The organism is Methylocystis parvus (genome assembly GCF_049675845.1).
Taxonomy (GTDB): Bacteria; Pseudomonadota; Alphaproteobacteria; order Rhizobiales; family Beijerinckiaceae; genus Methylocystis; species Methylocystis parvus_A.
In genome coordinates this window covers 337,922-354,972 of sequence record NZ_CP187161.1, presented here as the reverse complement: position 1 = coordinate 354,972, position 17,051 = coordinate 337,922, and the positions used below count along the sequence as shown (strand labels likewise).

At 62.4% G+C, this 17,051-nt stretch carries 19 protein-coding genes; 11 read left to right on the top strand and 8 right to left on the bottom strand.

All coding sequences use genetic code 11. The features are described 5' to 3' along the window. Positions 1 to 42: 42 nt before the first annotated feature. Positions 43 to 228, bottom strand: coding sequence for a Flp family type IVb pilin (locus ACPFMJ_RS01935; RefSeq protein WP_424362197.1), 186 nt, complete (start codon positions 226 to 228; stop codon positions 43 to 45). A gap of 598 nt (positions 229 to 826) precedes the next feature. On the opposite strand from ACPFMJ_RS01935, the gene ACPFMJ_RS01930 reads away from it, so the two are divergent. Beyond that, on the top strand, positions 827 to 1,285 hold the full coding sequence (locus tag ACPFMJ_RS01930; protein ID WP_424362196.1) for an A24 family peptidase: 459 nt from the start codon (positions 827 to 829) through the stop codon (positions 1,283 to 1,285). 4 nt (positions 1,286 to 1,289) lie between these two features. Here ACPFMJ_RS01930 and ACPFMJ_RS01925 read toward each other — a convergent pair whose 3' ends face one another. The 4 genes from ACPFMJ_RS01925 to ACPFMJ_RS01910 all read right to left on the bottom strand — a co-directional run bounded on the left by ACPFMJ_RS01925 (position 1,290) and on the right by ACPFMJ_RS01910 (position 4,112). Beyond that, positions 1,290 to 1,835, bottom strand: coding sequence for a J domain-containing protein (locus tag ACPFMJ_RS01925; protein WP_424362195.1), 546 nt, complete (start codon positions 1,833 to 1,835; stop codon positions 1,290 to 1,292). Between the two features lie 133 nt (positions 1,836 to 1,968). Continuing rightward, on the bottom strand, positions 1,969 to 2,580 hold the full coding sequence (locus ACPFMJ_RS01920; protein WP_424362194.1) for a methyltransferase family protein: 612 nt from the start codon (positions 2,578 to 2,580) through the stop codon (positions 1,969 to 1,971). A gap of 55 nt (positions 2,581 to 2,635) precedes the next feature. Continuing rightward, on the bottom strand, positions 2,636 to 2,878 hold the full coding sequence (locus tag ACPFMJ_RS01915; RefSeq protein WP_424362193.1) for a hypothetical protein: 243 nt from the start codon (positions 2,876 to 2,878) through the stop codon (positions 2,636 to 2,638). An 85-nt stretch (positions 2,879 to 2,963) separates the two neighbouring features. Beyond that, positions 2,964 to 4,112, bottom strand: a complete 1,149-nt coding sequence (locus tag ACPFMJ_RS01910) for a hypothetical protein (protein ID WP_424362192.1) — start codon at positions 4,110 to 4,112, stop codon at positions 2,964 to 2,966. Positions 4,113 to 4,258: 146 nt separating this feature from the next. Here ACPFMJ_RS01910 and ACPFMJ_RS01905 point away from each other — a divergent pair, with 146 nt between their 5' ends. From ACPFMJ_RS01905 to ACPFMJ_RS01895, 3 genes are read left to right on the top strand one after another with little or no spacing between them, the layout of a single operon-like run. Further along, the gene (locus ACPFMJ_RS01905; RefSeq protein ID WP_424362191.1) at positions 4,259 to 5,539 is read left to right on the top strand and encodes a TadE/TadG family type IV pilus assembly protein; all 1,281 of its coding nucleotides are present in this window, start codon (positions 4,259 to 4,261) and stop codon (positions 5,537 to 5,539) included. Between the two features lie 20 nt (positions 5,540 to 5,559). After that, entirely contained in the window at positions 5,560 to 6,105 is a 546-nt protein-coding gene (locus tag ACPFMJ_RS01900; RefSeq protein ID WP_424362190.1) for a TadE/TadG family type IV pilus assembly protein, read from the top strand. A gap of 1 nt (position 6,106) precedes the next feature. Continuing rightward, positions 6,107 to 6,514 carry a TadE/TadG family type IV pilus assembly protein gene (locus tag ACPFMJ_RS01895; RefSeq protein ID WP_424362189.1) on the top strand — a complete coding sequence of 136 codons (408 nt, stop codon included), beginning with the start codon at positions 6,107 to 6,109 and terminating at the stop codon, positions 6,512 to 6,514. A 13-nt stretch (positions 6,515 to 6,527) separates the two neighbouring features. On the opposite strand, the gene ACPFMJ_RS01890 is transcribed toward ACPFMJ_RS01895, so the two are convergent. After that, positions 6,528 to 8,114: an ATP-binding protein gene (locus tag ACPFMJ_RS01890; RefSeq protein ID WP_424362188.1), complete on the bottom strand. Its 1,587-nt coding sequence runs from the start codon at positions 8,112 to 8,114 to the stop codon at positions 6,528 to 6,530. 256 nt (positions 8,115 to 8,370) lie between these two features. Continuing rightward, the gene (locus tag ACPFMJ_RS01885; protein WP_424362187.1) at positions 8,371 to 9,252 is read right to left on the bottom strand and encodes a phytanoyl-CoA dioxygenase family protein; all 882 of its coding nucleotides are present in this window, start codon (positions 9,250 to 9,252) and stop codon (positions 8,371 to 8,373) included. Positions 9,253 to 9,351: 99 nt separating this feature from the next. Here ACPFMJ_RS01885 and ACPFMJ_RS01880 point away from each other — a divergent pair, with 99 nt between their 5' ends. Further along, entirely contained in the window at positions 9,352 to 9,675 is a 324-nt protein-coding gene (locus ACPFMJ_RS01880; protein WP_424362186.1) for a hypothetical protein, read from the top strand. Positions 9,676 to 9,732: 57 nt separating this feature from the next. Here ACPFMJ_RS01880 and ACPFMJ_RS01875 read toward each other — a convergent pair whose 3' ends face one another. Then, the gene (locus ACPFMJ_RS01875; protein ID WP_424362185.1) at positions 9,733 to 10,113 is read right to left on the bottom strand and encodes a DUF2147 domain-containing protein; all 381 of its coding nucleotides are present in this window, start codon (positions 10,111 to 10,113) and stop codon (positions 9,733 to 9,735) included. A 111-nt stretch (positions 10,114 to 10,224) separates the two neighbouring features. On the opposite strand from ACPFMJ_RS01875, the gene ACPFMJ_RS01870 reads away from it, so the two are divergent. The 6 genes from ACPFMJ_RS01870 to ACPFMJ_RS01845 all read left to right on the top strand — a co-directional run bounded on the left by ACPFMJ_RS01870 (position 10,225) and on the right by ACPFMJ_RS01845 (position 17,008). Beyond that, entirely contained in the window at positions 10,225 to 10,791 is a 567-nt protein-coding gene (locus ACPFMJ_RS01870; RefSeq protein ID WP_424362184.1) for a DUF2585 family protein, read from the top strand. A 75-nt stretch (positions 10,792 to 10,866) separates the two neighbouring features. Continuing rightward, entirely contained in the window at positions 10,867 to 11,997 is a 1,131-nt protein-coding gene (proB, locus tag ACPFMJ_RS01865; protein ID WP_424362183.1) for a glutamate 5-kinase, read from the top strand. A 64-nt stretch (positions 11,998 to 12,061) separates the two neighbouring features. Then, on the top strand, positions 12,062 to 12,493 hold the full coding sequence (locus ACPFMJ_RS01860) for an Rrf2 family transcriptional regulator (protein WP_424362182.1): 432 nt from the start codon (positions 12,062 to 12,064) through the stop codon (positions 12,491 to 12,493). Positions 12,494 to 12,601: 108 nt separating this feature from the next. Next, the gene (gene hcp, locus ACPFMJ_RS01855; RefSeq protein WP_424362181.1) at positions 12,602 to 14,266 is read left to right on the top strand and encodes a hydroxylamine reductase; all 1,665 of its coding nucleotides are present in this window, start codon (positions 12,602 to 12,604) and stop codon (positions 14,264 to 14,266) included. Positions 14,267 to 14,503: 237 nt separating this feature from the next. Next, positions 14,504 to 15,529: a 2Fe-2S iron-sulfur cluster-binding protein gene (locus ACPFMJ_RS01850; RefSeq protein ID WP_424362180.1), complete on the top strand. Its 1,026-nt coding sequence runs from the start codon at positions 14,504 to 14,506 to the stop codon at positions 15,527 to 15,529. Between the two features lie 741 nt (positions 15,530 to 16,270). Then, on the top strand, positions 16,271 to 17,008 hold the full coding sequence (locus tag ACPFMJ_RS01845; protein ID WP_424362179.1) for a DUF2076 domain-containing protein: 738 nt from the start codon (positions 16,271 to 16,273) through the stop codon (positions 17,006 to 17,008). Positions 17,009 to 17,051 lie beyond the last annotated feature (43 nt).

Sequence of the window (17,051 nt, the reverse complement as noted above, 5' to 3'; positions counted from 1 at the left end):
GTCGCAAGACATGCGACCGACAGCAGGATTAGGCAGGCGCGATCAAGCGGGAATGTTGTTCGTGAGAATATCGGCGACGGCCTGGACCACATTGCTAATAGAAGTACCAAGATTCTGAAGCGCGAGGATGGAAACGCCGATCACGACAGCCAGCGCAACAGCATATTCGGCCAGAGCCGCGCCGTCCTGATCCTTGATGAACTTCTTGAGAGCGACAAACTTCGACATTTGATTCTCCTACTCAAACTGCCCTTCTTGCTAGCCGGACCCCCCGACCGCCTTTGGGTAGGTTGACGATATGTTAAGGGGGTCTTGAGAGCAAGTGTAGAAAGTAACGCTTTGTTAGCAATTGAAATTTCGGTTAATTTTAGTGAATTTATCCAGCCTAAATGACTGATATGCATCAATTTATTTATTGATCTTTGCAATATCCACCAATAGTCACGCTACAGCTTATCCTGTGGATATTTGCGGATGGGGAATAAATCGGCCGATTTGTTGCAGATCCATCCGCTCGCGATAGGGTTCAGATAGACATGAAGCAGCCAACCAACTGAATCGCATGATTGATTTTCCCAGACAGAGACTTATGCTCTCGCTTCGAAGCGATATAGGCTTCGCATTGAGCAAACCTCGATTCGTAAAGCATCGAGTTTCGCAAACCGCGCCCGATTAAAACTTAATGTATTGAAATAGCTTATGTTTTTATAGACGTAAGAACTGCTACGTTAACGCTTTACTCGATTGAAGCGCTTCCATAGACAATAATTCGGTTTGCAAGACGCGAGGCGAGGCGGCCGCAGGCCTACGAGTTTCGGAGCCCAAATTGACCCAGATAGTGATTCTCATCGCGCTGGTTGCGACACTCGTTTTCACGATCGTGGACGACTGGCGCAATTACACGATCCGCAACGAGGCGATTCTCATCCTGCTCGCGCTGTTCGCGGCGAGAATGATCGCGCTCGGCGATTATGCGCATATCGGCGGGCAGCTCATGCTCGCCGCCTTCATGTTCGTCACGCTTCTCATTATTTATTCGCGGGGATGGATGGGCGGCGGCGACGTCAAGCTGCTGGCCGTTGCGTTTCTCTGGATCGGCGTCGCGGAGCTATCGACCTTCACGCTGCTGATGTGCGCTCTGGTGATCGTCTATTACGTCGCCGCCAAGCTGAAGTTCGCGCCTTCCCGCGGCCAAGCGAGAGTCTATATCCCCTTCGCTCCCTGCATTTCGGGGGCATGGCTGCTGACGCTCGCCCTGAATTTCGCGAAGAACGTACCTCCCTGACGCCTCACTTGGCGCGCAATTGCTTGCGCGCTTTCGCGTAAGCCATGTTGATCTCGCGCGCCTTCCAGGCGGCGATCTCGCGCAAGGTCTCGCTCTTATTGGAGGTGAGATCGGGATGATAGATGCGCATCTGCTTGATGTAGGCGCTGTGGATTTCCTCGAACGTCGCGTCGGGCCGCACGCCGAGGACGCCACTCCACATCTCGACGTCCTCTGGGTCGGGCTCTTTTTGGTGATTGCCCTTGCGGCCGAGACGAAAGCGCTCCTGAACCGCGGTCTTTGCGATAAGCTGAAGTTCGGGAGTCGGTTGGAAAAAGCGCGTGACCCTGCAGATGAAATAAACTTCGTCATGGTCGTCGATGACGACGTCGACGCCGCAGGATTGATCCTTGCCAATCGTCGCCTCGATGAAATGCGCGCCCGCAGAGAGAGATGTCACTGCGCGGTCGCCGCTCCCGAGCTTGAGGCGGAACTCCCCATCGATCCGAATGACGACATCTCGCGTCATGCCGGCATAACCGAATTTTCGATGAAAAATCAGGCGCGCCATCAGTTCCGATTCTATCCAGTAATAAGATCTCGAAAACTAGCATCGGGGAATGGAAAAGCCACTCCCGATTTCTTCACAATGACGAGCTCGACAGTTAGGCTCCAGAGGAGACTCGGCGGTAATTCGCCGCCGTCTAATACACTCCGGGCAACAAACGATACCGCGTTCGGGTCATGAAATCCCTGTATCCGGGATCTTCACTCAGAATTCGCTCCTCCGCATTAATCCGAAGGATAAACAGACCCCACGTAGCGGCGATGATGGCGAGATTAACGAGATTTGGACCTGAAAGCAGGAGACCGCTTTGGACGATCATGTAGCCGAGATACATCGGGTGGCGCACAAGGCTGTAAATACCCTTATGCACGACGCCGCGGTTGGCCGCGACAATGCCAAAGCTCCGGAAAAGTCTGACTTTCGCCATGAGATGTAGAGTGGTTCCGGCAACCATCAGAACAAGGATCGGGATAGGAGACAGGATGGCAGACGCACGGTCCGGCGGCGCAACTATCAAGGGAAGAAAGGTTGCGCCAAATCCGGACAGCCAATCCATCGGCCGCAGGGAAATGTTTTCGGTTGAGCGTCTGATCAGCAAAAAAAACAGCAATATCGAGCCGTCAATCACATAGAAGAGGACTGCGGGATTACCGTCGTTCCGATAGGCCGCTACCATACGAAAAGCAAGAAGCGCAAAGGCCGTCGCATAGGCAACCTTTTCGACTCGATCCAATAATTTGGGATCCATAATCACTCACACACGCTGTGGAGCCGCCAGTCTGCCGGATTTGGAGACCCCTTGGCTATGCCGCTTTCGGCTCCGGTGCAACAAGCATGATCATCGCCGCCGTAAGCGCGGCGGCGAGAGAAGCGGGAAGCAGAAGAAATTCGAACGCTATGAAGAGCCCGACCGTCGCGAAGCCCCCGCACACGGACATGCCGACAAGGACGTAGTTCATCGACTCCATGCCGTCGCGGATATTCCGCCACGCAAAGAGCAGGCCCCACATAGAGATCGGGAAAAAATAGCGCCAGATCGGAAGCATGAGCGGCCCTCGGGATACAACTCGCTTTACGGTGAGCGTGATATTCGACGAGAGTCGTGAAAGAAGACTTACCGATTTCCACCGTTCAAGGCGTATCTCGCAAGGTAATTTCCGCATCGCGGCCTGGCGGAACAAAGCAATAGGCTTGACTGTCTACTGCTTCTCCCAATCGGTAGTCGAGCGTCATATAATAGGCCGAGCGCTCCCTGAAACTTCTAATCGCGCCGGCGTTCACCTCGGGAACGGGACCTCCTTTGACGGCCCCCATGCCTGCGAGCATCTTCTGCAGCTTCTTGCGGCAAAGCTCCATGGCGACGCTCTCGTCGACGGGTTCGGGGGTGGCGAAATCTTTCGCGGATGACGCCGCCGAGAGCCAATAATGGTAGGGCTGCCCACCGTCCGAGGGGTAGCAGGTGAGATAAAAACGCTGGCTCTCGCCCATCATTCCGCCGTCCCCGATCAACCGGCATCGCTTGTCCTGGCTGAGGATCCGCAGGGCGGTTTCCCGGATCTTGTCCTGAAGCGCGGGCGTAACGCCGCGCCAGCCTGCCGGATCGACAAAGAGACAGGCTTTCTCGTCGTCGGTCATGGTCTCCGCGCTTCGGTGGGCGGGACGCACCACGCCTTCCGGGGCCCATCCCTCCCATCCCGTCTGCCCCGGGGGCCACCGGGACGGCGAGCGCCGCAACCGCACCCATCCAGGCTGGGCTTCCAACACCTCGAGGTCGGACCCCGGATCAAAAATTCGGTCCGCTCCCCCATTGTCGCGGACGATTCTCGATGTGACCGACGGCGCGACGCGCGCGATGACTTCCTCGCTGACGGTCGCCAGGCGGCGGGCGGGGTCAGCAAAGGGACAACGCGAGGTCTCAAAAGACGGCGGCCTGATCACAGCGCTCCCCGGCACCATCGGGCGCGGCGGCACGATCGTGGCGCTGCTCTGCCACGTGGTCGACAATTCGCCGGCCGCGCTGCTCCGCGGCGTCGTGGGAGAGATGGTTTCGCGCGGCTCCTTTTCCTTGTTTTCCTTCGCAGCCGCGGCTTCGGGGAGAGGCCTTGCATCGCTCGTCTCCGCCGACCGCCCGGGAGACGGCGCCGCGCCTCTTCTGGAGCCAGCGTCTCGATTGCTCAAGGTCACAGTCAAAATAATAACTGAAGACAATAAGATAAACAGGATCGATCCCTGTCCGAAAAGGCCAAGCTGCCGCCAAGTTTTAGTGAGGAAATTGCGCATGAGCGACCTCAATACCCGATCAGTTCTTATAAATTTTGTTCTAAACTTCTCAAGCCCATGCTAACGTGTTCTTAAATTCCGCTTTCATGCGGTTTGCTTATCCGCGAAGCGATTTGCGCTAGAAGACTTAAGGCGGGAGTAAGGTGATGTTTGCTCGTTTGGCGAGTCACTTTCACAAGTTCAGACGGGCGGAGGACGGCGTAGCTCTCGCCTACTTTGCCGCTATGCTTTTCGCGTTGCTGGGAATGGCGGCGCTCGCCATTGATGTCAGTCATGCCTACGCCAACCGACAGCGCATGCAGTCGGCGGCGGACGCCGCCGCGATGAGCGGCGCAATCGCTGTCGCCTATGCCCAGAACGAGGTCACGGACGGCCGGGCCGCCTCGGCATCTTCGGGCTGGGCTGACGGGGCCAACAGCATTTCCGTCGCGATCAACCGACCGCCGACTTCCGGTACGTTCGCAGGGGACAATCAGGCTGTGGAAGCCATCGTACAGCAGCCGATGTCCACGTCGTTTTCGAACCTGTTTGGTCTAGCCCAAATGAATGTGGGCGCTCGCGGAGTCGGGCGCATTCCAACCACCAGCTACTGCATGATTGCCTTGTCGACAACCGGAACCAAAGCGTTCGATATCGCTGGCAATACAACGATTGGCACGCCCAGTTGCGGTATGGCTTCAAATTCCACGCAGACCGGTCATACCAATGGCGGGTTCAATGTACAAGGCAACTCAACTGTCAACGCGCCCATACGCTCGTCCGGCTCCATCAGCGAGCCCGGCAATCCTGTCGTTTATAGCGCGCCGCCGTTCCCCATGGAGAACGCGCCGGCGGTGACCGACCCCTACATCGCCAATGGGCAGAAGGCGTGGCTGGCCGGATTGTCAACTAGCGCCCCGTCGCCCTGCAACCTTGCAAATCGCTGCGTCAATTCCGCCACGGACGGTACGATCTATGACGCGACGAATATGGCCCTACCCATCCACTTTAAACAGAACACGTCACTGAATGGCGGCACGACAATCTTCCAAAACGGGATCTTCTACTTTTATGGCAAGCTGACCGTCGCTGGAACCGCGACACTGCGGACTCAAAACGCAACGCTTGTGCTCTTCAACCAGCTCGACGCCAGGGGAATCTTGCAACTCTCCGCGCCGACAAGCGGCTCCAGCAGCGGCTGGGCCATTGCAAGCCCCAGCAACACCAATCCGAATGTGGTTGATATTTCCGGCGGTAATACTCACTCGCTCGTTGGCGCGATCTACGTGCCAAACGGTACGGTGAAGATAAGAGGCAATATCAGTTCAGCCTGTGCGCAGGTCATCGCCAACACGGTGGATGTCGGCGGGACGGTAGCGCTTGCCTACAACGGCACATGTGGCGGACAGAACGCGACCAGCACCGGCGTCGTCTCCCTCGTCGAATAAGTTATCTGGGGTATGTGTCTATGCGGTCTGTTTCCCGTTGTGTCAGGGTCTTCATTTACGGCCGGCGCGGTCAATCCGGCGGCGTCCTCGCAGAATTCGCCATTGTCACGCCAGTCCTCGCAATGCTTCTCGTCGGCATTGCAGGCTTGAGCAGCTACCTCATCCAGGTGGAGTTGCTGAACAGCGCCGTGGAAGCTGGCTTACTGCATGTGACGAAGAATGGTTGGAGCTGGTCGAACCCCAACAATCAGTCGGTTGTCGTTGCGGCTGTGAACTCAGCCGGCGACAACGCCGTGAGCTCCGCCTCGGCTACTTGCTACTACGGATGCCCCACGGACAGCGGCGTCGTCTCCACCGGAACGAGCTGCAACTATTCGAACACCGCTCCATCGCCGCCCGCGACGTGCAGCGGCGTAACGCCAGGCTTGACTGCGGCGCCCGGGCAGTATGTGCAGGTCACTGCTTCCGCGCCGATCTCAAATCCAGTCGCCGGCGCTTTAGCCGCGCTCTTCAACGTCACCCTGCCCACGACGATCACGCTGACCGCGACGACTCGGGCGAAATAGCATGGCGGAGAAGATATTGTTCAAATTCATCAGCGACACTCGCGGCGCGGTTCTCGCAGAGTTTGCCGTGGCGGTCCTCACCTTGATCATCGCGACCTTCGGCGTGATCGATATGGGTCTGTTCCTTTGGACCGACGTAACGCTCAACCGCGCGACGCACGCCGCTGCGCGCTGCCGCACGCTCGACCAGACCAATTGTGGATCTGACGGCGCGGCGCAGACCTACGCCGTGACGCAGTCCTGGGGCGCCGGCATGCTCACGGCGGCTAATTTCACTGTGGGGACCTGCACCTCCGGCGGGCTGCCTGGCGTGCAGGTGGTTGGAAGCTACAGCTACTCCTTCATTACCCCTGGCGTCGGACCGACTGCCAATTTGAGCCACACTGCCTGCTATCCGCGCCAATACTGAGGGGCGCTCGCTCTCACGTCGACGCGGGGCTCTTCATCATCGACTGCACCTTCGCGCACAATTCCTCCAGCGTGAAGGGCTTGAGCAAGACGTCCATATGCGAGGCGAGCTTCAGCCCCTCGGAGGCCCTGCCCGCATAGCCCGTGATGAGAAGGATTGGCAGATCCGGTCGCGCGACGCGCGCCGCCTCGGCCACCTGGGTTCCGCTCATGTCCGGCAGACCGATATCCGTGATGAGCAGGTCGAGCGGCTCGCCGGAACGCAACACTCTCAGCCCCTCGGTCCCGTCGGCTGCTTCACCAACGGCGCATCCCAACTGTTGGAGCGTTGCGGCGATTTGGTCGCGCACGTCGCCCTGGTCCTCGACGATCAGCACCCTGCCCGTTTGCACTGAAGAATTCGGCTCGCGCTTGTCGGAACTCGCGACTCCCTCTTCCGCGGCGACGGCCGTTGGCGGCTCTTGTCCGGGCAGGAAGAGGCGCACGCTCGTGCCTTCGCCGGGCGCGCTGTCGATGCGGACGAAGCCACCCGATTGCTTCACGAAACCGTAGATTTGAGAAAGGCCGAGGCCCGTTCCCTGCCCAACCGATTTCGTCGTGTAGAAGGGCTCGAAGACGTGGTTCAGCACGTCGGGGCTCATCCCGACGCCGCTGTCGGCGACTTCGATTTCGACATAGTCGCCCGGCGTGAGGTCGGGATCGCGCGGATCGGGCGCGATCGTCCTGTCCGCCGTCGCAATCGTGAGCGCGCCGCCGTTCGGCATCGCGTCTCGCGCGTTGATCGCGAGATTGAGCAGCGCGCTTTCCAGTTGCGACGGATCGCAATTCACGACCCAGCGACCGTCACCGACTCGCATGTTCAGCGTGACGCCCGGACCCAAAGTCCTACGGAGCATCTCCTCCATTCCGCAGACGAGTTTGTCGGGATCGATCACGCGGGGCAGCAATGTCTGGCGACGGGAAAAGGCCAGCATTCTGTTGATGAGGCTCGAGGCGTTGTTCGCCGCCTTTTTGATGGCGGCGACCGCCGGCGTAATCTCGTTGCCGCGCCCCTGAGCGATCTGATGTTCGATCACGCTCAGCGCGCCGACGACGACCTGAAGCAGGTTATTGAAGTCGTGCGCGATGCCGCCGGTCAGCTGTCCGATCGACTCCATCTTCTGCGCATGCGCCAGCCGCTCCTCGCTTTCGAGCAGCGCGGCGTTGGCTTTCCGCAACTGGGCTTCCGAAGGCAAGGCGAGAACCTTGGGAAGCGTCCACCACAAGGCGATCGCTGTCAAAACCGAAGCAACCGCCGTCGCAGCCTTTACGAGCCCCTGCAGGCCATAAAGCGGCTGCCACAAGGTCAGCAAATCCATCCAATGCGTTGTGCCGCAAAGGAGGATGAAAGCGGCGAAGAGCCACAGCATCGGCCGGTAGACGAGGTCGCCGCGACGCCGACCGACCACAACGAGCGTGAGGGGAATAGAAAAATAGGCGAGCGCGGTGGCGGCGTCCGAAACGGCGTAAAGCCCGATCAGACCGGGCTCCCACAACAGGCAATATCCGTGCGGCGCGAGATCCGCCGAGCCGAAGATCCACTCGCTGAGGGCTGACAACATAGAGAAGACTCCTGCGAGCTCTTTCCGGCGCCCCGCATTACATTCGCGCCGCAACCAAGAGTGCAGGCGCAACGACGTCCATCCGCGTGAACGTGTACATAATCGAGCCGCTCAAAATAAACATTAACAAATTTCGATAGATAAGATTGCGCCAAATTTGGGCGCCTTCGATATACTCTTGCTTCCGGTAGAACTTTTCCGCGGCTATAATATTAATGCGACGCCAGAGCTGACTTTGCAACAGAGATAGAAGCGATCATCCCGGCCTGTTCCTCGAAAACAAGGCGCGCCCGGCGTCGACGAGCGCAGCCAGACCGGCGCCTTTGCGCGCATCCTTCACCCGCCGCTGGATGATCTTTCCGGCGAGTTCGTCGTTATGTAGCGGCGTCGTATATCGGCAGCCTTCGAAGAAGTAGTGCGTCACCTGACTCCAGCGCGAGCGCGTCGGGTCGCTCTGGGCGCTGCCGCCGTGCAGAAGGTTGGAGGCCCAGATCAGGGCCTGTCCTTTTCGGGCGATGAACGTCTCCCGCTCGACGCCGAGTCTCGCCGGCATCTCCTGCTGCAGGCGTATGAACTTCATCACCGCATCGGCGCCGGGAGTCGCGCCGACCTGCGCATTGCCGTAGCTCGGCCAGACATGAGAGCCGGGATAGTAGAACAAGGGGCCTGCGTCCGCGTGGACGTCCTCCATCGCGACCCAGACGCCGCACATGAAGCGCTCCGGGATCGAGCAGAAATGAATATGGTCGCTATGCACGGGCTGCTGCGTGCCGATCGGAAAGTTCAGCGTCTGAAACGGAAAGGCCTGACGCCCGTAAAGGGCCGAAAGAAGCGCGAGGATCGACGCGTTGCATGCGATGTCGCGCACGTCGGCGTCGAAAGCCCAGGCGTCCTGAACGCGCGCGCTCGGCGGACAGCTCGCAGGATCGCCCCAATTGAAACGCGCGGTCAGCCGATTGCGGATCGCGTCCGCCTTTGCGTGAAAATCGGGGTCTGGAAAATCGAGGACAGCGTATCCTCGCGCATGCAATTGACGCGCGACGTCCCGATGCTCGGGCGCAAGCGCCGATACGTCCACTTCGAAGAAAGGGCTTTCGACGAGCGGCACGCCGGGCAAAAGATCAGCCGTCAGCGTCATTCGCCCCAACTCCGCTCCCATACTTGCCGGCACGTTCAACCCTACCTATGCTCCTTGAACGCTGATCGGCGTTCAAGGCGGATTATACGGGAGACTGACGTGAAGAAGATCGCACTTTTTGTCGCCCTCGGACTCGGCTTTTGCGCCTCGTCCCTCGCTCGTGCGGAGGACGCGGCTCCCGCGCCGGCCCCTGTAGCGGCGACGCCCGCCGTCGCTCCCGCGGCGCCCGATTGCGCGGCTCAGGCCACCGACAAGAAGCTCGCCGGCGCGGCGCTCAACAGCTTTCTGAAGAAATGCGAGCGCGACGCCGCCACGACCTCCTGCGATGCTGCGGCGGCGGAGAAGAAACTCAAGGGCGCCGCGAAGGCGAGCTTCGCCAAGAAGTGCGTGAAGGACGCCACCGCCGCCCCAAAGCCGCAGTAAGCGGGCTGCATTGTCTCCTGGAGAGATTGCTCGGCCAGTCCAATGGGGCCGAGCGGTCTATTTGACGCGCGACCAGCCCACAGTCTTGCAGATCAGCCCGCCGAGGACGCAGCCTGCCGTCGTGAGATGATTCCCGGAGAGAGTCATCGTGCCGTTATAGGTTTTGCCGTCCTCCGGATTGAAGGCGTGGCCGGTCCAGCTGTTCTCGCCCGAAGGGACCATTCCGTAGAAAACGCGCTGGCCGACCTTGGCCGCGCTGTCGGGATCCCTCACCGAGGCGACCGTGCCGCAAAGCGCGGCGCCACAGGCGGCGATGCGCACCGTGCCCTTGCCGTTCTCGCGCAGCCAGACGCCGCTCGGATCGCCCGCCAGGGCCGTTGAAGCCGCCGCCAGCGCGGCGAGGAGCGTCAGGGAAACGCCGAGCGTAAACTTTCTCATGCCATCCTCTCCCGAAACACGCGCCGATGCGCGCCCCGCCAAATATGCGCGCGTCAGCTTCTGCGAGACTGTATGATGAAGCGCGCGGCGCGCCCATTACTCTGGGAAACGATGACGAACAGCTCGTTAAAGACCTTCTCCCTGATCGCCGGGCCGATGGTCGTTCTCCATGTCCTCGTGCTTCGTTCGCTCGGTCAGCCGCTCTTTTGCCGCTGCGGACAGATCAAGCTTTGGGAGGGCGATATCCTGTCGTCTGGAACCTCCCAGCACCTCGCCGACTGGTACAGCTTCACCCATATCGAGCACGGATTTCTGTTCTATCTGCTCCTCTGGATCGCAGCGCCCCGCCTCCGGCCGGCGCAGCGGCTGCTGATCGCCATCGGGCTCGAAGCCCTCTGGGAGATCTTGGAAAACAGCCCTTTCGTCATCCAGGCCTATCGGAAACAGGCGCTCGCGCAGGGCTATGTCGGCGACAGCATCGTCAATTCGCTCTCCGACCTCGTTATGATGGCGCTGGGCTTCGCGCTCGCCGGTCTCCTGCCCGTCCCCGCGATCGTGGCGCTTGTCATCGCCATAGAGCTGGGACTGGCGCTGACGATCCGCGACAATCTCACGCTCAACATCATGAATTTCCTCCTTCCGCTGGAGGAGGTTCATCACTGGCAGGCGGGGCTGTGAAGCGCATTTGCCCTGCCCCGCCCCATGGGCTAACTCTCGCCCTCCTCTCTGAATCGCCGGTTTCCCCAAGCTCGCATGACCCATCGCGTTCCCGATATCGCCGCCTTCCGCCGCATCGTCGTCAAGGTCGGCTCGAGCCTCCTCGTCGACCCCAAGGCCGCAGCCGTGAAGCAAAGCTGGCTGACGCGGCTCGCGGACGACATCGCGACGCTCCATCGCGGCGGCGCGGACGTGCTGGTCGTGTCATCGGGGTCGGTGGCGCTGGGGCGCAGCGTCCTGGGCTTCCCGCATGGCGCGCTGCCGCTGGAGGACAGCCAGGCCGCCGCCGCCGTGGGCCAGATCGCCCTCGCCCGCCTGTGGTCGGAGGCGCTGCATGAACGCGGGGTGGTCGCCGGCCAGGTGCTCGTCACCTTCGGCGATACGGAAGAGCGCCGCCGCTACCTCTACGCCCGCGAATGCCTCAACCGCCTGCTCTCGCTGCGAGCCGTCCCCGTGATCAACGAGAACGACACGGTGGCGACCGCCGAGATCCGCTATGGCGACAATGACCGGCTTGCCGCCCGCGTCGCCACCATGGCGAGCGCCGACCTCCTGGTGCTGCTCTCCGACGTCGACGGCCTCTACACGGCGCCGCCCGCCACGGACCCGCGGGCGAAGCATCTGCGCATCGTACCGCGCGTCACGGCCGAGATCGAGGCAATGGCGGGCGGCGCCGCCTCGCAATATTCGCGCGGCGGCATGCGCACGAAGATCGAGGCGGCGAAGATCGCCACGACCGGCGGCGCGCATATGGTCATCGCCGACGGCCGCGCCGAGGCGCCGATCGAGCGCATCCGCAACGGCGAGCGCTGCACCTGGTTCCTCACGCCCTCGAATCCTGTGACGGCGCGAAAGAAATGGATCGCGGGCTCGCTCGAGCCCAAGGGCGCCGTGCATATCGACGAAGGCGCCGCCCGGGCGCTGCTCTCCGGCAAAAGCCTGCTGCCCGCCGGCGTCACGCGCATCGAAGGCGCCTTCGCCCGCGGCGACTGCATCGTCATCCGCAACCATCAGGGCGGCGAAATCGGACGCGGCCTCGTCACCTATGACGCGCTCGACGCCGCCAAAATCGCGGGCCGCTCGACTAAGGACATCGAGGCGGTCCTCGGCTTCCGGGGACCGGACGAAATCATCCACCGCGACGATATGGCGCTGGCCGGAGAGTGACCCCGGCCGGTTCTCCGTATTACTGCATATTTCCGAATTATGGATACCGTGTTACGGTCTCGCCATGCGATTGACGACCTTCACCGACTTCGGCCTGCGGGCGCTGGTCCTTCTCGCCGACCATAACCCCGAAATCATGAGCGCGGCGGCGATCGCCGATCATTTCGGCGTGTCGCGCCACCACATGGCGAAAGTTCTTCAGGAACTCACCGCGGCCGGATATCTCGAAGGCATTCGCGGCGCGCAGGGCGGCGTGCGCCTCGCGCGCGATCCGCGCGACATCCGCATTGGCGACGTGATCCGCCGTCTCGACGATCAGCCGCTCGTAGAGTGCTTCAGTACGCAAGGCAGCAACTGCGCGCTTTTGCCGCGCTGCCGGCTCAAGGGGATGCTGGCCCGCGCGGAACAGGGTTTCTTGAGGGAGCTCGACCGCTTCACCCTCGCGGATTGCCTGGAAAAATCGTCCGCTTTCCCGCCCCTCGACATCCCAGCCTAAAAAGACGCCGCCGCGCGACATTCGCGCAGGTTGACTTTTGTCGTTCTTAATACGCATTTTGAATACCGATTTAAGCGCCACGTCGGGCGCTGTCGGGAGGAGAAGCGGATGTTCTGTTATCAATGCGAGCAGACCTATCGGTCGGATGATGGCGCCGGCTGCGCAAGCGCGAAAGGCATGTGCGGCAAGGACGCGGCGACCGCCGATCTGCAGGACGTCCTGCTTTATGTCTGCGAGGGCGCCGGCCAATATCTGCATCGCGCGCGCCGCTTTGGCGCCACGGACATCGAAGCCGACCGCTTCATCCTCTTCGCCTTCTTCACCACGCTCACCAACGTCAATTTCAACGCGGTCAAGTTCGTCGACCTGATCCAGCAGGCCGCGCAAGTCCGTGACCGCGCCAGGGCGCTTTATGAAAACGCCGCCCGCGCCGCGGCCTCAACGCCCGAAACCTTGTCGGGCCCCGCCGCTTTCATCCCGGCCAAGGACATGGCTGGTCTACTCGCCCAGGCTTCGGAAGCGGCGGTCCGCAAGGACGCCGAGATCCTCGGCGAGGACGCGGTCGGCCTGCGCTCGCTCATCCTCTACGGCCTGAAGGGCGTCTGCGCCTATGCGCATCACGCCGAGGTCCTCGGACAGGAGCGCGACGCCATTTACGAGGCCGTCGAACATGCGCTCGACACCCTCGCCCGCGAAGAGAAGGACATTGGCGCGCTCCTCGAAGAGTCGCTCGCGCTCGGCCGCGCCAATTTCGTGGCGATGGAAGCGCTCGACGCCGCGAATACCGGCACGTTCGGGTCGCCGGTCCCGACGAATGTTCGCGTGACGCCGATCAAGGGCAAGGCCATCCTTGTTTCGGGCCACGACATGAAGGATCTTCACGCCATCCTCGAAGCCACGAAGGACAAAGGCATCAACGTCTACACGCATGGCGAAATGCTGCCGGCGCATTCCTATCCGAAGCTCAAGGCCTATCCGCATCTCGCCGGCAATTACGGCGGCGCCTGGCAGGATCAGCAGAAGGAATTCGCGGACTTCCCCGGCGCCATCGTCATGACGTCCAACTGCCTCATCGAGCCGCAGCCGCGTTATCGGGGCCGCATCTTCACCGCCGGGCCGGTCGGCTGGGCGGGCGTGCGCCACATCGGCGACGGGAATTTCTCGGTCGTCGCGCAGGCCGCGCAGGCGCTTCCGGGCTTTACCGAGGACGCTCCCGAGCAGACGATTACTATCGGCTTTGGCCGCGACACGGTGCTCGGCGTCGCCGACACGGTGATCGACGCGGTGAAGAGCGGCGCCATCCGCCACTTCTTCCTCGTTGGCGGCTGCGACGGCGCCGCGCCGGGCCGCAACTACTACACCGACTTCGCGGAGGACGCGCCGGACGACACGGTGATCCTCACCATCGGTTGCGGCAAGTATCGCTTCAACAAGCACGACTTCGGCACGATTGGCGGCCTGCCGCGCCTGCTCGACATGGGCCAGTGCAACGACGCCTACTCCGCGCTCGTCGTCGCCACGAAGCTGGCGGAAGCCTTCGGTGTCGGCGTCAACGAACTGCCGCTGTCGCTCATCGTGTCCTGGTTCGAGCAGAAGGCGGCCGCCGTCCTTCTCACGCTGCTGGCGCTCGGCGTCCGCAATGTGCGGCTGGGGCCGACCCTGCCGGCTTTCCTCACGCCGGCGCTGGTCGACGTGTTGGTGGAAAAGTTCGGCATCCAGCCGATCGGCGACGCCAAGGCGGATATCGCGGCCTCCCTCGCCCGCGCGGCGTGATCTCACAGGGCGGACGCCTTTGGCGTTCGCCCGGACTGAACGATTGACGCCCCCCGAGCTTCGAGACGCCCGCTTCGCAGGCTACTCAGCATGAGGGGCTTCTTCCCTTTCGGGGAACACCAAGCCTTATCGTGACGAGCGAGCGAAGCTCGCGTCTCGAAGGACGAGGCCGCCCTCGGAGGTTTGTCAACGAATGAGCGGAAAGCCGTAAGCCGCCGTTCTCAGCGAGAACCCGACATGTTCAAGGTCAATCTTCTCACGCGCGACGGCGCGACCATCGCGTTCGACGCCGAACCATCCGAGACGCTTCTCGACGCGGCGGAGCGCGCCAGCATTTATCTCCCCTCCTCTTGTCGCGAGGGCGGCTGCGGCGCCTGCCGCGTCGGGCGGACGAGCGGAGAGGTCGAGCTCATGTCCCACAGCAGTTCGGCGCTGAGCGACGCCGAGCGCGCCGCCGGCGACATCCTGCTTTGTCGCACACAGGCGCGCAGCGATCTCGCTTTGCATGCGCCTTTCGATCAGGCGGCGGTCAGCTACGCCTCGATTCCAGAGCGCCGCGCGACTCTCGTCGAGTTGGCGCCGGCAGGGTCGGGCGCCATGCGTCTCATGCTGCAATATGAAGACGATCCGGCCTTTGGAAGCGCGGCGCAGTTCACCGCCGGCCAGTTCGTCAAGGTGACGACACCGGACGGCTCGATCACCCGCTCCTATTCGCTCGCCAACGCGCCCAATTGGGACGGCAGACTGGAGCTTTACGTCCGCCTGCAGCCAAACGGAGCCTTTTCGACCTATCTCGCGCGCGCCGCCATTGGCGACACTTTGCTCATCACAGGCCCGCAAGGCCAGTTCACCCTCGACGAGGCGAGCGCGGCGCCGCGCTGGTTCGTCGCCGGCGGCACCGGCCTCGCCCCGTCGCTCTCCATGCTCCGGCAAATGGCGGAATTCGCCGATCAGCGCCCGTGCCGCCTGTTTTTCGGGGTCAATCGCGAAGAGGAGCTTTTCGCGATTGACGCCATCGACGAACTCAAGACCCTGCTGCCGCAGCTTGAGGTCATGATTTGCGTGTGGAAGCCGGCGACGGAATGGCAGGGCTTTACCGGCACGCCCGCCGAGGCGCTCGCCAGGGCGCTCGCGACGGCGGAGGCGCTGCCGGACATCTATGTCTGTGGCCCGCCTGCATTGGTCGCAGCGACCGAGGAAGCCGGCAGCGCCGGAGGCGTCGCTCAAGACCGCATCTTCAGCGAGAAGTTTACACCCGCCTGAGGAGGATCAAGCGCTCAAGGGCGCCTCGCAAACGGCGGGGCGCCACTCGTGGAGGCCGCCCCGGAGAAAATTTTATCCGCGCCCCCTAAAACCTCCCTATTCTGCCCCCGCCCCGCCAACCAGACAGGGGCGTCGTCGGGTCGGCGGCGCCGGCGGGGTCGGTTAAGCGCGGGGCGGCGACCCTCGTTCCGCGCGGGAGTTACGGCGCCGCCTGCCGGGCCTCTCCTTGGTGGGGAGAAGCGCGGAGCAATCTGCGCAAAGGCTGGGCGTAGTTTCCGTGTCCGCGACACCCGGCGCGATTACCGAAAGGGAAAGCGCCGGCGCGCAGGAGGCGGCGCATGTGAACCCTTGCGACGCGCTCGGGCGGGAACCTTCTCGCCCGGGAAAGAAGCGGCTCGCCGTCTGGCGACCGCGCCGGATGGGTCATCCATCCGGAAAGGTGCGCGCGGATAAAGACCGCAGCCGGGACGCTTGAGGCCCCGACGCGCTTTTCACTCACGCACTCGGCCGAACGGGGCCGGGGCGTCCCGGCTTCCTGCATCGGCCCGCGTCGAGTCTCGGCGGCGGGTGATTTTGTGTTGGCGGATTTGATTGTGAGCGCCCGATACAGCCCCCAACCTTACCGCCAGCTTGCAAAACTTTAACGCAGCGGCGCTCGCGCCCGGCCTTGGCGCCCTCCAGACCTTCCCCCATATTTCCAGACGCCGGGCCTTCGTGGCCGGTTCCTATGGGGAGAGACTGATGTCACCGGAAGAACGTCAACTGCTCGTCGGGCTGTTCGAGCGCACGAAGAGCGCCGCCGCCGGTCCGCGCGACCAGGAGGCGGAAACTTTCATCGCCGAGCAGGTCAAGCAGCAGCCGGCCGCGCCTTATCTGCTGGCGCAGACGGTCATCGTGCAGGAGCAGGCCTTGCAGGGCGCCAACGCCCGCATTCAGGAGCTCGAGGCGCAGGTGAAGGATTTGCAGTCGAAGCCCGCGGGCGGTTTCCTCGGGGGGCTCTTCGGCGGCGGCCAGCGCCAGGCCCCTCCCCCGCCGCGTCCGGCCCCGCCGACCGGCCCCTGGGGCGCGCCGCAGGGCCGCAACCCGGTCGCGGGCGGCTACGCCCCGCAGGGCTGGGGCCAGCAGCAGCAGCCGTCTGACGGCGGCGGCTTCCTGAAGGGCGCGCTCGGCACGGCTGCGGGCGTCGCGGGCGGCGTGCTGCTCGCGGACGGCATCCGTAGCCTCTTCAGCCATGGCTCGGGCTATGGCGGGATGGCCAATCTCGGCATCGGCTCCGGCTTCACGCCGACCAGCGAGACGACGGTCGTCAACAACTACTACGGCGACGATCCGGGCGGCCAATTCGGCGGTCAGGATGCAGGCTACGATCAGGGCTATGACGATTCGGGCGACATGCGCGACGCCGGCTATAGCGACGACCCCGGCTTCGACGACGGAGGCGGTTTCGACGATGGCGGCGACGGCGGTTTCGACGTCTAACCGTTCGACAGTCCAGAAAAAGAAGAAGCCGGCGCGAGCCGGC